Origin of the sequence: Roseburia zhanii, from assembly GCF_014287635.1 — a bacterium.
GTDB lineage: Bacteria > Bacillota > Clostridia > Lachnospirales > Lachnospiraceae > Roseburia_B > Roseburia_B zhanii.
In genome coordinates, this window is record NZ_JACOPH010000001.1 from 89,125 (window position 1) to 104,200 (window position 15,076).

Below are 15,076 nucleotides of genomic sequence, written 5' to 3' on the forward strand. Positions count from 1 at the left end.
AATACCTAAACCCTATTTTTTAATGCGGACTTTTTTAACACTACTGTATTTACCATAATAGGTCGTACCACTTACGGTTTTATAAGCACGTACCCGAACATAATAGGTCTTGCCTTTTTTCAACTTCTTTAATGTTGTGGATGTAGTCTTAGCTTTCTTTACTTTTACAGTAATAGGCTTTTTAAATTTCTTGCTTGTAGAATACTGGATCGCATAGCCGGAAGCATTTGATACCTTTTTCCAGTTTACAAGCGCTTTCCTGCCTTTTTTATTTTTCACAGATTTCAGCGTTACTTTTTTAACGGAAACCTTCTGACTGCCGGCAGGGGTGTCCGATTGGTTTTTACTGTCGGAAATATTGTTTGGAGTATTGTTATTATTGCCGGTATTATTCGTGCTGGTGTTGCTATTGGTATTGCTGTTACTGTTGCCGGAATCTGTATTAGGATCTTTTCCCGGCTGGTTGTTTTTATCTGCATCTGGATTTGTTGGTGGATCAGGCTTTGTATCGCTGCCATTATCATCTTTTACCGGTATGGTGACGTAAGGCGGATGTACTTTTGACACAGCATTGATGCCAAAATGCAGGTTCGATATTTCAGCGGTGACCTTGGAATTATTGTACCAGAATGAGGTGTCTGCATTTACACCCATGCTCAGATAAGCACATTTGGACATGTAATTGAGCAGATTTTCATAAGTGGCACCGCTGCTGTTCTCACTGGTAAAGACACGTTCGTTATTGACATACAGACGTAATTTGTCTTTTGTCAGGATATATTTGTAGGTATACGTGCTGTTACCTGTAATCGTGTCAGAAGCAGTGGAAGGTTTTATATCGATCCAGTTAGAACTACCATCGTTATAACAGATATAAGGCATCGTATGGAAACTGATGCGTCCGGATACATCTGTCGGATAAAAAGCAAACAGTCCGGCATAGGAATCAATGCTTTCTCCTTCATAACTGACCGTATATTCTAATTCTGCTAATGAGATATCTTCTCCGTCAAAGGCATTTGCCATAACGACCGGTTCAAAGTCCGGGGTGATCTGATAACTGTCTTCTGTAAATGTCTGGTTGACAGGCGCAGTATCAGTGATGATCACATCTTCTAACGTACCGATTTCTGTATTAGTTGCAGATCCCCAGCTAAAGGTGTCACAGTTTTTAGAAATGCTGTCTAAAAGTGTAGCTGTAGTAATCCCTTTTTGTGTAATGTCTTCTTCATAAAAGACCACTTTTGTTCCATTTGTGGTAAAGGTAATGTTGTTTGTCTTACGGTCGATCAAAATCTCGCAGGTGACCGGAGTATCAGCTGACAAGCCTGCTGACTGCGTATCCGATGGTTTATGAAAATCGATCGAAGCACCATCACTTGTCTGGTATGTGAGATAAGGTGCTGACAGCAGGGAGAGGGACTCGCCCTTTTCTTTGGCTCGACTATTGTAAAAACGGAGAATATCTGCAAGTCCGTCTAATTTAGAGGCTTTATCTAACGTAATCGTATAGTGTATATATAACTGATTGATGGTCTGTCCATAAAATGGGTTATCCATTTCGCAGGTAAAATCGGCAGAAGGCAGCTTGACGGTCATATTTCCCATGGAAATATCCTGCGCGGTAACGATAACAGAGAATTTTTCCACAAAATAGACATCACCTTTGCTGATCGTAGCTGTTAAAGTTACTTTGGTATCCTGAGCAGCTTTTTTGACAACACCGGTGCTGCTGATGATCGCTGGAGCATTCGAAGACCATGTGATCGTCGAACCGGAAATACCGGAAGTCGGTAAAGATAGTTTCGAAGATGTTCTTTCAGGGATCGTATTGAGCAGGTTTAAGTCTGTAAGTGCGACCGCCCTTGTATCACTGATCTCATTTGCACAGCCCCAGATACTGATACCGGAGGCTTCGTTGATACCGGTAAAGCAGGTCGTCTGTTTGCCACTCGTATTCTGTTCGATAAAAATGCACTGGTAGGTTCCGGCAAGATGTTCATCATCTATGGCATCGTTTATGGTAACAGTCGCATATTTTCCATCATCTGCAAGTGACCAGCTGCCGAGTCTGGCATCGTCTGACATGACTGTTCCATCTGGTGCAAGTGTAAGCTGTATTGGAGTTTCACAGTCGGTGGTACCCGCGTACATCAGAGAACCGCCATCTGATTTTTTCCCGCCAACCCAGTGTGGGTTAGTATCATATTTTCCAAAAATAACATCGTAAGAACCGCCTGTTTCTTCTTTTGTATAAGAAGCTTTATCTTTTAAAAGTGCATCGTATTCGCATGGTGCAGCTACAAGGGAACCATTGCCTACGGTATAAAGCTGGTGCACACGAAGTTCATGTCCGTCAACTCCGTTATCAAAACGGGTATGGTAAATGACAAAGGCACCATCATCATTGACAAGAACGGAATTGTGTCCCTGTGATACTTCACCGGCATCCATGAAATTCCACTTATAATTGGTCATCAGTCTGGCACCTGCAGTAGAACCTTCTGCACCATTGTCTGTACCGGAATAGATATGTCCATAGTTGGAATTGTAATTGATCTTATAGGAATCATAAATGGCACTCTCACCTTTGGTATCTAAAAAAGGTCCATCTGGATTGTCAGAAGAAAATACACGCATCTGGTAATTGCCATCTGCACCTAAATCGCCATTTGTAACAAAAAGATAATACCGGCCATTGATAAATTTAATATAAGAAGCTTCTCCGGACACATAATAGCCGCCGGCAAGATGAGTTCCAAAATACTTGTCGCTGGTGATGTTCTGCCCTGACTGCACATCTTCATAGGTAACGGAATAATCTCTTAGTCCGGTCGTTTCATCCAGCATCAGTTCATAAATACCGCCAGACCATGAACCATAAGTCATTCGCAGGTTACCGTTTTCGTCATAGTAGACGCAGGGATCGATGGCGTGAGGCCAGTAGTTTCCCCATGCATTGCGGTCTGCTAAGTTATATTTTTCAGGCAGCGAATTTAAGGTTCCGTAGACTAATTCCAGATCCGTATTCATATAGGATAGTGCTTCTGAGGAATTATAGAAACCACTGTAAACGACAGGCCCCTGATAGACATATGGTCCTTCGATATCATCTGCTGTTAAAAGTACGATCACAGAGTTTGACTGAGAACCATTTAAACTCATGTACATCGTCCATTTTTGCATTTTTTTGTTATAAATAACGTCTGGTGCCCATAAGTTTCCATCTACATGATAGTTATCTAATGCGGTGTGCCATGCTTTGGCATTGTAGTAGCCAAATTCAGTCTGGGATAAAGAACCATCGATGTTTGTCGTTACGGTTCCTGTATAAGCATTGTTTTCAAAGGCTGTGTCAAAGGAGATTGGAACGGTTTCCCCTTTTTCATTTATCGTTCCAAACAGAGGTGAGTCTTTTTTATAACCGTCATATACCTGTTCCCAGTTCGTCAGATCATAACTTTTCGCAACAGCCATATGTGTTCCAAAGACATAATAGAGTGTTTTTCCATCTTTATCGGTTGTGGTGACAATAGATGGATCGTGTACCGAGGCACGTTCAAAAGATCTTGTGAGCCCCTCCTCATGCAGGGCAGAATCAAGATCTTCCTGTGTCAGTAAAGTTTTGTTGTTTGTGTCATTTGTTTCAGATGCTGTGGCAAGCATGGAATTTGATAATGTAAGACATACCGTCATAGCAAGTGAAATAAATGCCCGGGTTCTTTTTTTCATGGATACCCTCCTTAAAATGATAGATTGTCGATGCCTGTCAGGCGGTGTATAGATATAATTAGTATAACATAAAAAGATATGCTTTTGGAATGGTAACTCTTGCGGATAAAAAAATTTCGTATTATAATGACACCGGAATTAAGGTCGATGCGTAACTATGAAATACGAAAGCGTAAGATTTATCTTTATGCAGGAGGTAAAAACGATGAATGCAGTAATTGAGGCAATCAAAACGAGAAGAAGCGTAAAACGTTACAAGCCGGATATGGTGCCGGAAGATGTATTAGAGCGGATCATAGAAGCAGGAACCTATGCAGCAAGCGGAATGAACAGACAGGCACCGATCATTTTAGCCGTTACAGATAAAAAATTAAGAGATCAGTTGTCAGAGATGAACCGTAAGATCATGGGAAGTCAGGCAGATCCATTTTATGGTGCACCGGTTGTATTAGTCGTGTTAGCAGACCGTTCCATACCGACGCATCTGTATGATGGCAGTCTGGTTATGGGCAATTTAATGTTAGCAGCACATGCAGAAGGACTTGGAAGCTGCTGGATACATCGTGCAAAAGAAGAATTTGATTCCGAAGAAGGAAAAGCAATTTTAAAATCCCTTGGCATTGAAGGGGATTATGAAGGTATCGGACATTGCGTGATCGGATATGCAGATGGAAAAGTCAAAGAAGCAGCAGCCCGTAAAGCAGATTATGTACATTATGTGCGGTAAGGAGCATGAATGAAAAATAAAACAGTAGAATATGATGTCATGCAGCCGCAGAAAGATGAAGTAGATGTGGTCATGAAGGAATTAGAAAAGACCGGACGGATGGAATGTATGAAACAGTGCATCCAGCATGGCGATATCAGTGTGTATGAGCATTGCGTGCGGGTAGCAGTTATGAGCCTTGTGATCGCAGAACTTTTTAAGATCACGGTGGACAGGCGTTCGTTGATCGTTGGCGCATTACTGCATGATTATTTTTTATATGACTGGCATGAAAAAGATGATTCCCATAAGTGGCATGGCTTTTTTCATCCATCACGGGCGTTAGAAAATGCAAATGAAGATTATGAGTTAAATGAACGTCAGAAAAATATCATCTTAAGACATATGTTTCCATTGACACCGGTGCCGCCGGTATGCAGAGAGGCATGGATCGTGTGTCTTGCAGATAAGGTCTGTGCAACAGAAGAAACAATCAAACCTTTGCAGTTGAACCTGATACGGTTTTTGATTAGCAGAAGATTATTCCGTATGTTTTATTTGAGATAAGAAATTACGTACGATTCTAACAGGTATATGGCAGAACAAAATATACCGGCAGGAGTCGTACGTTATTTTTTTTGAAAAATTTTTAAAAGAGGGGATATTTTTGGAGTGACATCGTCTAATCTATGTAATTAATCATTGCTGGCCGGCAAAGAAAGAGGTAGTGGTCTATGACAAAAGAAGAATTAGGGACGTTGATCCTTGCATCGGAGCGTCAATTTTATGCTACGGCTAAGACAATACTGTACAGTGATCATGACTGTGCAGATGCGATTCAGGAAACTATTGTAAAAGCTTTTGTGAAGCTTCCGACATTGAAAAAAGATGCCTATGCCAAAACATGGCTGATACGGATATTGATCAATGAATGTTATAACATTTTGAGGAAAGAGAACAGGCAGGAACTGCTGAAGGATCGAAGGAAGAACTGTTTAAATCAGACAGAAGAAACAACAGATTACAGTGAATTGTATGACACGATACATGCACTAAAAGAAAAATTACAGATACCGGTTGTTTTATATTATATGGAAGATTTCAGTATTAAAGAGATTGCACAGATCCTGCATATTTCAGAGGGAGCAGTACAGAAACGGCTTGCAAGGGCACGCAGGGAAATGAAAGAAGAACTGCAGAAAAGGGAGGCATATATATGAGATTAGATGAAATGAAATATCATGTTCCAGAAACACCGGATTTTATCCATACATTAGTCCAGAGTGAAGTAGAAAAACAATTAAATACTGCAGATAACATTGTTCAGATGAAAAGACCAAAGAAAAAAGTATGGACATTGAGTAAAGTTGCTGCGATAGTGATCGTCTGTGTGACCGCAGTTTCAACAGCAGCTTATGCAGGTGTCCGGATATATCATATGTATATCGAACAGCAGGGAAAATACAGTATTGCAACAGGAATAGAAACAGCTGATGACAGTCAGGGATATATGCCGGAAACGCTGCATGATATCCGAATTTCGACAGATTATATCCCAAATGGAATGGAATGGCAGGATGAAGATCATCTGACTTTGGCAGAAACACCGTATCAGGGAGGATTTTCGTTTTCAGCAGTGGTCATGGATGAAGATAATGTTGATGAACTTATGGTAGATACCGGTGTTGTGGAAAGTGAAAAGAGAAAATTTGGAAAATATGAAGGTGTGTATTTAAAATATCAGGATACAGTCAACAGTGGTTCGTTTACACAGAGGATCTATCTGCTATGCCCGGAAGAATTTCGTGTGATCATGGTATATATTGGAGATGATGTATCCAAAGATGATGCGATCAAGGTTGCCGAAAATATCAAGATCACAGAATTAGATACAACATTTGAAACACAGGGTGCCTATACGTGGGCAGATGTGATTTCTAATGAGAAGAATGTAGAAGAAAGTGCCGAAGATGAACCACTTACAGAAATAGAGGATGATAAGGTAAAAGTATATGATGTCGGAACACAGATCACATTTCCTGAAAGGCAGGAGGGAGAGCAGATGTCTGTATGTGTAGATTCCATTCAGATCGCAGATGATCTTAGTCTGTTATCAGAAAAAGATTGTCCAAATGAGTGGAAAGATGCAGTCGGTGCTGATGGAAAATTTGTAAAAAACCATCTTTCTTATATTAAGTCAGGAGATGGAGTTAATACATTAGATGAAGTTGTCAAAACAGAGAGTGTCAGACAGAAGTTAATCTATGCTACGGTTACCTATACAAATCATTCAGACACAGAGATCAAGGATATGTTATATTATGGAAGCATTATGCTTTTACACCATGAAAATGGAAGGTATCAGATTTATATGACAGATACAGGTGATATTAGCAAAGGGTATGAGCGCATCACTGGTGATAGTGTGGCAGGAATGCAGGAAATGGAATATTGTAGTACAACCTGTGATACTGAAAATGGCAACAATTATATTGCGTCCATAAAACCGGGGGAGAGCGTGACGGTGAATATGGCTTGGATCTTAAATGAGCCGGATCTTAAAAATATGTATCTGAATCTGTGTACAGATGGTATGCCATATGGATTTGCTCAGAGTACACTTGATATGGGCATCGTAGATATACGGGAACAATAAGAGAACCGGTAAACAGGACATATTCTCTACATCAGAGAGTACATTCGCCATCTCATAGATTGCTTTTTCCCGTCAGGCTGTATACACTGAAATCATGAGCTGCAGCTTTTTTGTACGCTTAGAATTTTTTAAAACGAAAGATTTTAAGCGTACATCTTAACAAAACGGAGGGAATTGCTATGAATCAGAACAGGATAGGTGAATTTATTCAAAGATCAAGAAAAGAAAAAGGATGGACGCAGAAGGAATTAGCCGAGCAGATCGGTGTGAGTGATAAGACCATATCCAAGTGGGAAAATGGAAACAGCGTTCCGGATACAGGTATTTTAGCATCTTTATGTGAGGTGCTTGAGATCAGTGTAAATGAACTTATTTCCGGTGAAAAATTGCCTTCGGAAGACTATACGAAAAAAGCGGAGGAAAATATTATGAATCTTTTACAGGAGAATCAGGAGCGTAAAAAATTATTTAAAAAGCAGTATGCAGCAGGTATTTTCATCGTTCTGCTGGCAGTTGGATTTATGTGTATCACTTGTACTGTGAAATTAGGCTGGTATTTAGATGTGCCATCTCTGCTGACACCGACATTATTATGTATCGGTATCGTTTTATTAAGCGGCAGATATAAATGGCAGGAAGTCATTGTTGTTTTAAGAAAAATCGTATTGCCGGCCGGTCTGGTGTCAAGTCTGTTTCAATTCGTCTGCGCAATGGGCAAAATTGAAGATCTGAGTACGATCGGGCCGAATCTGGCAATGTGTGTATTAACATTATTCTATTCATCTGTGGCATATCTGATCTTTTTTACAATGGAGCAGCAGAAGAAAGCATAGGTTACTGGTCACACTGTTAGGTGTGAACAGTAACAAGCATAGTGCTGGTATAGTCCTGTACATAAAAAATACTTGACTTAGAGTGGACTTCTGGTTGTACACTGATACTATCAAACAGGTAAGGAAGATAGAGTACAATGACGATCAAGGAAGTTGCGGAAAAATATGATATTACACCAGATACATTACGATACTATGAAAGAATCAAGATGATTCCGGAGGTGACAAGGACTGCCGGCGGTATACGTGATTATCAGGAAAGCGATCTGCAATGGGTAGAGCTTGCACTCTGTATGCGGAGTGCAGGACTTCCGATAGAAGCAATGATCGAATATCTCCAGTTGTATCAAAAAGGAGATGAAACGATTCCGGCGAGATTAGAATTATTAAATAATCAGATGGAAGTTTTATAAGAGCAGAGAGATAAGATCGAAGCAACGATGAAAAAACTTTCTTATAAAATATCCCGATACGAGGAAGCAGTAAAGACCGGCAGGCTCGTATGGGATAAGTGTTCAGATTAAAAAATGTCAACTAAACTGGCACGCTAAAATGCCGATATAATATATGAAGCAAGCGTTAAAAGAGTACAAAATAAGGCACGGATAAGCAAACGGATTTGCTGCGTGACAGAACAAAAGCATGGAAAGGAGTCCGGAGATGAAAGTAGACAACAGTACGGTATTAAAAAATGCTTATGAAGCAACAGCATCAAGCAAAGCCAAAACAGACAAGACGAAGTCCACAGAGGCAAAGAAAACAGCAGATTATGGCAAGACGATAGGCGATGCAAAGCTCTCAAAAGAAGCCGCCGCTTATTATGAGAAGCTTAAGAAGAAATATTCCAATATGGATTTCATCTTAGTAAGCAAAGATCAGAAAGCAAATGCACAGGCAAATGCAGCTTCTTATGCAAATGCAGGTAAGATGGTAGTTTTGATCGATGAAGAAAAAGTAGAGCGTATGGCAGCCGATGAAAACTACAGAAAGCAGTATGAAGGAATCATCCGCAATGCGGCATCTGGTTTATCACAGTTGAAATCGCAGATCGAGGCATCCGGTCAGAGCAGTAATGTCAAAGGCTATGGCATGAAGATCAATGATGGAGGAACAGCATCATTTTTTGCAGTACTAGAGAAATCATCTGCTGCTCAGAAAGCACGTATAGAGAAAAAGGCAGCTGAGAAGAAAGAAGCAAAGAAAGCGGCTGAGAAAAAAGCCGAGAAGAAAGAAAAAGAAGAAAAGCTGAAGGAATCGAAACAGACAGATGATACCGAAGATGAAGATACTATTATGATCACTGCAAGTTCGATCGAAGAATTGATACAAAAGATCAAAGATTATGATTTCGCAGGCAGAAGTGACAATGTACAGACGGAAGCAGAACAGCAGGTAGGACAGCATATTGATTACCGCTGGTAATGTCAGAAAAAAATAGATATTGAGAGAAAATTCAGTTGTTCGGAAACGAATAACTGAATTTTTTTACTGCATAGGAAAATGGTACTATTTGTGGTACAATCGGATATGATAAAAAGTATCAATTCTATTTGAATTATATGTTTTTGCAGAGTATAATATTAATGTAAGTGTCAAAATTACAAATTGCGTTTGTGCTTGCACAAATAAGCAATTTATACTTATTGACACTCACTTCATAGTCTAAGAAAAATTGTATAGGAATATTGATATTATATAGAAGTATTGGAATTAACGCAGACAGTAAAGTGATATGGCAGGAAGGAATCAGGATGAAGAGAAGATTATTAGCAGGTATGTGTATAGGGGCTATGCTTCTTGGGTTATCTGGGTGCAATATACAAACGGAAGAGAACGAACCGCAGATCGTTCGTGGAGAAGCTCCGGAATTCGAGGATGGGCTGATCCAGATCGGACTGATCCAGACAGGAAAAGAGTCCGACTGGCGGGATGCGAATACAGAAGATTATCTGAATACATTTGTGGAAGAACGGGGATACAATCTGATCTATGTGGATGGCAACTCAAGTCCGGACAGACAGATTAAGGCAATGTATGATCTGATCCAGCAGAAAGTCGATTACATTATTGTACAGCCGATCGTAGAAACCGGATGGGACGATGCCATTGAAAAAGCGAATCAGTCAGGGATACCGGTCATTGTAGCAGACCGGCAGATTAAAGTAGATGAGAGTAAATACGTCACATGGATCGGTTCGGATTTCCATGAAGAAGGAAAAAAGGCAATTAAATGGCTGGAAAATTATCTTACTGAAAATGGCAGGAGTAAGGATCCTCTCAATATCGTCGTATTAGAAGGTACAGAAGGTGCGACAGCTGCAATCGGCAGGGCAGAAGGAATCGCAGAAGGGATTGCTGCCCATGATAACTGGAAAGTTGTTGCCAGTGAATGTGCGAACTTTACACAGGGCGAAGGACAGAGCGTCATGGAGGAAATCTTAGGGAAAACAGATGCAGACAAGATCGATGTGATCATTTCAGAAAATGATAATATGATCTTTGGAGCCATGAAAGCGTTAGAACAGGCAGGTGCGTCTTATGGACCAAACGGCAGGATCATCATGATCTCTTTTGATGCATTAGGAGAAGCATTTCAGAAGATGATGGCTGGAAAGTTACATGCATCGATCGAATGTAACCCATTACTGGCAGGTAATGTAGAACAGGTGATCATGGATTTAGAGGCAGGTATTGCTGTTGATAAAAAGTACTATACCAGGGAAAGTGTCTATGATTATACCAATGCAGCACAATATATTGATGAGAGAGTATACTAGATAGAGGACAGGGCATTGCAGAATAATAATGAACAGAAACTGAAACGACCACTGAAAAATAAAATAATCCTATCCGTTTTATTTATTGTATTTGCAATAGATATTTTTTGTATTACCTTTAATTATACAAGGTTTGTAACATTGAATAATACATATACATCAGAACTGGCAAAAACGGTTATCAATACCTGTACCCTGACGATCGATGGTGATAGGGTAGAAGATTATTTAGAAACAAGAAAACGGGATACCAATTATTATGAAATCTGGAACAAGCTGATTGATTACCGGAATACGAACAAAGATATTATGAAGTTGAGTGTCGTTAGTTTTAAGGAAAACGGCTGTTACTACATATTCGATACAGATTTGTCAGATGATGGTGCATTTTTAGGTGATCTGCGTGCCTATGATACAAAGCAGGAATCCGTAAAAGATGCATTGATGAATTTTACAATGGATAAATCTTTAGAATATGGTACACATACAGATATCTATGTGCCGATCAAATCATCATATAATATCCCGGTTGCATATGTGGTGGCAGGAATTTCGCTGGACAGCATTAAAAAAGAGCAGGAACAATATCTGGTCTGGCTTGTAATGATCGTAACAGGTGTAGTGTTGATCTTTGGTATTCTGTTAATCTCGTATATGAACAGAAGCATTATTGCACCAATCAACCGAATGACCTCAGCCGCAGTCGGTTATGCGAAAAATCTAAAAGAAGACAGCCAGACATCGCCGTTGCAGCAGTTGAGCATAGAAACCGGAGATGAATTAGAGCGTTTATGTGAGTCTTTAAAGACGATGGAAAATGATATTTTAATATCATCGGTGAATCTGGTCAATGCGACATGGAACAGTAACCATGACAGCATGACACAGTTGTATAATAAGCGTTATTACTGGGAACTTCTTCCACAGTTAGAGAGCGAGAAGAACATCGGTGTCATCTATATGGATATCGATAACTTAAAACTGATGAATGACCGCTGTGGACATGACCAGGGTGATGAAGTGATCATGAATGCGGCAGATCTGATCCATGCTTATGAGATCGCAGGTGCAGAGTGCTGCCGTGTCGGTGGGGATGAATTTGTCATGATCTTAAAAGATACGACACCGGAAGAAGTAGAGGATCTTGTAGTACGTCTGCGGGAAGATAAGAATAATGTATTGTCAAATTTACCAAAAGAATTTGTCTGCAGACTGGCAGTTGGTGGAGCGTTCCGTCAGGAAAATGAATCCATCGGTGTAACAATCAAGAATGCAGAACAGGAAATGTACAAAAATAAACATGCAAAGAGATAAAGGGGAGAAATTGCGATGTTACCATACGACAAATTAAAGAAGATCGCATATGGCGGTGATTACAATCCGGAACAGTGGGATGAGGCAACGTGGGAAGAAGATATGCGTCTGTTTAAACTCGCTGGAATTGATATCCTGACACTGAACGTATTTTCCTGGGCAGCGATCCAGCCGTCCGAAGATACTTATGATTTTGACAGACTTGACCGTATCATGGAATTAGTGCGTAAAAATGGTATGAAAGTATGCATGGCAACCTCGACAGGAGCACATCCGGCATGGATGGCAAAGCGGCATCCGGATATCCTTCGTGTAGATTTTGAAGGACGGAAACGTAAATTTGGCGGCAGACATAATTCCTGTCCGAACAGCCCGACTTACCGGACATATGCCCCTCGTTTAGCAGAAAAATTAGCAGAGAGATACAAAGAATATGACAATATCGTTGTATGGCATATTGCAAATGAGTTTGGCGGGGAATGTTATTGTGAGAATTGCGAAAAGGCATTTCGTGGATGGCTGAAAGAGAAATATCAGACGATTGATAAATTGAATCAGGTGTGGGATACAGCATTCTGGGGACATACTTTTTATGACTGGGACGAAGTGGTAGTACCGAATGCACTGAGTGAACATTTTGCAGAAGATTTTACGATGTTTCAGGGAATTTCGCTGGACTATAGAAGATTTAATTCAGATTCCATTTTAGACTGTTACCGTCTGGAATATGATGCGATCAAACGTGTACAGCCGGAAGCATCCATTACGACGAATTTAATGGGATTTTTTAAAGGGCTTGATTATCAGAAATGGGCAAAATATATGGATTTTATCTCATGGGATAATTACCCGCAGATCGATGATTCTTATGCAAGGATCGCAATGTCGCATGATCTGATGCGTGGTATTTCACATGGAGAACCGTTTGCACTTATGGAGCAGACACCGAGTGTTACAAACTGGCATCAGTACAATGCCCTGAAACGTCCGGGTGTGATGCGGCTTTGGAGTTATCAGGCGGTGGCACATGGAGCAGATACGGTTATGTTTTTCCAGATGCGGCGCAGTATCGGTGCCTGTGAAAAATATCATGGTGCAGTCATCGATCATGTTGGCAATGAGAATACCAGAGTATTCCGGGAAATTTCTGCTTTAGGAGAGGAATTAGAAAAATTAGGCAGCAGGACATTAGGTGCAAGGACAAAGACAAAGATAGCCCTGATGATGACATGGGATAACTGGTGGGCATTAGAATATTCCGCAGGTCCGAGTCGTGATCTAAAATATATCACAGAATTTACAAGGTATTATGAAGCATTGCGCAATATGAATTATGATGTGGATATCATTGCCCCACAGGACGATTTTAGTGGATATGAGGTGGTGATCGCACCGCTTCTGTATATGGTAAGAGAAGGCGAAGATGAAAATATCCGCCAGTTTGTAAAACGTGGTGGAACATTTGTTACAAGCTTTTTTAGTGGGATCGTGCAGGAAAATGATCTTGTCATTACCGGAGGATATCCGGGAAAACTGCGTGACATCTTAGGCATCTGGGTAGAAGAACAGGATGCACTGCCACGCAATGCGAAGAACAGCTTTATCTATAAGGGAAAAGAATATCCGGCATTTTTACTCTGTGACCTGTTGCATTTAGAAGGAGCCAGGCAGATCGACGCATCCGGTTATGGAAGTGATTTTTATCAGGGATCACCGGTGATCACAGAACATAAATTAGGAGATGGCAAGGCATATTATGTTGCAACAGCAACCGATGAGGCATTTTATAGGGTATTCCTAAAAGAATTATGCGATGTAAAAGGAATCCTGCCTGTCATGGATATACCAGAAGGCGTGGAAGCAGCAAGCAGGGAAAATGAAAAAGAGAGATTTATTTTCTTATTAAATCATACCAATGAAACAAAAACCGTTGATCTTCCATGGAAAGGAACAGAGATCATCAGTGAACAGCCCGCAGAAAAGCAGCTTGTATTAGATGCACACGATGTAAAGATTGTTGCAGTATCTAAAAGCTAGTGTAAGATCTCTTTCCGGAAAGCACTAGGGGAGCAGCCTTTCAACTGTTTAAATACCCTTGAAAAGTAGTTTGCATCCGAAAAACCGGCTTTTTCAGATACTGCCTGTATCGAATAGCTGTTATCGGATAAGTAGGGCAGGCTCTTTTCGATGCGGTAAGCAAGGATAAAATCAAATAAAGACTGCCGCATATAGCGTTTGAACATCCGGCAGCATTCGGATTTACACAGATGAATATGATCCGCAATATCTTCTAAGGTTAATTTAGAGTCATAGTTGGCTTCAATATAAGTGAGGATATTGCGGATCCTTTCGTATGTACGCTGGTCAGCCATGGAAAGAGCCGTTTCTGTATCCGCATGAAGATAAAGCAGTTTCCAGAAAGCTAACAGGTGTTCAAGTACTTCAAATTCCCATGCGGTATCTTCACTTTCATAGGCATCGATCAGAGAATTCAGACGGATGAGAGCCTGCGTATGCCAAGGTTTGCTGCCGTCAAAATGCAGGCAGGGAAACGCATAATTCTGTAAGATCGGTTTCATATAAGTATGATAGAGAATACTGCTCTCTGAACCGTAAAGCAGTTTTGCATCAAATGTGATCGAGGTATATTCGCAGTCAGAGTGTTCATACATCGAACCGGAGTGTAAGGTGGCTGTATTTCCAAATAGGGCATCCCCTTTTTTTAAGTGCAGATGACAGTTATTGACATGGTAGAGCATTTCACCGGAAGTTACCACGGTGATCTCGATTTCCGGATGCCAGTGCCAGAAAAAAGAATCCGATTCATAAGCGGTGATCCGTTCCTTGCTGATCAATAATGGAAAGTCATAGGAACCATGAAATTTTTGTTCTTTTAAGTGTTCGTCTGTTTGAATCTGCATAATATCCTCCCTCGCCTATTATAACGAACCTGACCGAAAACCGCAAGATAATGCTAATTCTTCCTTATTTATTTATGGTACAAAAAAACAAGCCGATGTAGAATAAAACATAGCAAATGAAACGAACAGAAAGGAGA

The 15,076-nt window shown here is 40.5% G+C and carries 11 protein-coding genes and 1 pseudogene; 10 read left to right on the forward strand and 2 right to left on the reverse strand.

Features of this window, described 5'->3' with window-relative positions:
* Positions 1–12: 12 nt before the first annotated feature.
* Positions 13–3,732: an immunoglobulin-like domain-containing protein gene (locus H8S17_RS00440; RefSeq protein WP_186865769.1), complete on the reverse strand. Its 3,720-nt coding sequence runs from the start codon at positions 3,730–3,732 to the stop codon at positions 13–15.
* 205 nt (positions 3,733–3,937) lie between these two features.
* Here H8S17_RS00440 and H8S17_RS00445 point away from each other — a divergent pair, with 205 nt between their 5' ends.
* From H8S17_RS00445 to H8S17_RS00490, 10 genes and pseudogenes are all read left to right on the forward strand, one after another.
* Positions 3,938–4,459 carry a nitroreductase gene (locus H8S17_RS00445; RefSeq protein WP_186865770.1) on the forward strand — a complete coding sequence of 174 codons (522 nt, stop codon included), beginning with the start codon at positions 3,938–3,940 and terminating at the stop codon, positions 4,457–4,459.
* Between the two features lie 9 nt (positions 4,460–4,468).
* Positions 4,469–5,005 carry an HD domain-containing protein gene (locus H8S17_RS00450; RefSeq protein ID WP_243237919.1) on the forward strand — a complete coding sequence of 179 codons (537 nt, stop codon included), beginning with the start codon at positions 4,469–4,471 and terminating at the stop codon, positions 5,003–5,005.
* 167 nt (positions 5,006–5,172) lie between these two features.
* Positions 5,173–5,658: an RNA polymerase sigma factor gene (locus H8S17_RS00455; RefSeq protein WP_186865771.1), complete on the forward strand. Its 486-nt coding sequence runs from the start codon at positions 5,173–5,175 to the stop codon at positions 5,656–5,658.
* Entirely contained in the window at positions 5,655–7,094 is a 1,440-nt protein-coding gene (locus H8S17_RS00460) for a DUF4367 domain-containing protein (RefSeq protein ID WP_186865772.1), read from the forward strand. Before H8S17_RS00455 ends, H8S17_RS00460 begins: the two co-directional genes overlap by 4 nt.
* 179 nt (positions 7,095–7,273) lie before the next feature.
* Positions 7,274–7,927, forward strand: coding sequence for a helix-turn-helix domain-containing protein (locus tag H8S17_RS00465; protein ID WP_186865773.1), 654 nt, complete (start codon positions 7,274–7,276; stop codon positions 7,925–7,927).
* Positions 7,928–8,064: 137 nt separating this feature from the next.
* Positions 8,065–8,451, forward strand: a pseudogene (locus H8S17_RS00470) (MerR family transcriptional regulator).
* A gap of 136 nt (positions 8,452–8,587) precedes the next feature.
* On the forward strand, positions 8,588–9,349 hold the full coding sequence (locus tag H8S17_RS00475; RefSeq protein ID WP_243237920.1) for a DUF6033 family protein: 762 nt from the start codon (positions 8,588–8,590) through the stop codon (positions 9,347–9,349).
* Positions 9,350–9,678: 329 nt separating this feature from the next.
* A complete protein-coding gene (locus H8S17_RS00480) occupies positions 9,679–10,704 on the forward strand; it encodes an ABC transporter substrate-binding protein (protein ID WP_186865775.1) in 1,026 nt (341 codons plus the stop codon).
* A gap of 15 nt (positions 10,705–10,719) precedes the next feature.
* Positions 10,720–12,018, forward strand: a complete 1,299-nt coding sequence (locus tag H8S17_RS00485; protein WP_186865776.1) for a GGDEF domain-containing protein — start codon at positions 10,720–10,722, stop codon at positions 12,016–12,018.
* A 15-nt stretch (positions 12,019–12,033) separates the two neighbouring features.
* Positions 12,034–14,055, forward strand: a complete 2,022-nt coding sequence (locus tag H8S17_RS00490) for a beta-galactosidase (protein ID WP_186865777.1) — start codon at positions 12,034–12,036, stop codon at positions 14,053–14,055.
* Here the strand turns inward: H8S17_RS00490 and H8S17_RS00495 are convergent.
* On the reverse strand, positions 14,052–14,939 hold the full coding sequence (locus tag H8S17_RS00495) for an AraC family transcriptional regulator (RefSeq protein WP_186865778.1): 888 nt from the start codon (positions 14,937–14,939) through the stop codon (positions 14,052–14,054). The two genes, H8S17_RS00490 and H8S17_RS00495, sit on opposite strands and share 4 nt — an antisense overlap.
* Positions 14,940–15,076 lie beyond the last annotated feature (137 nt).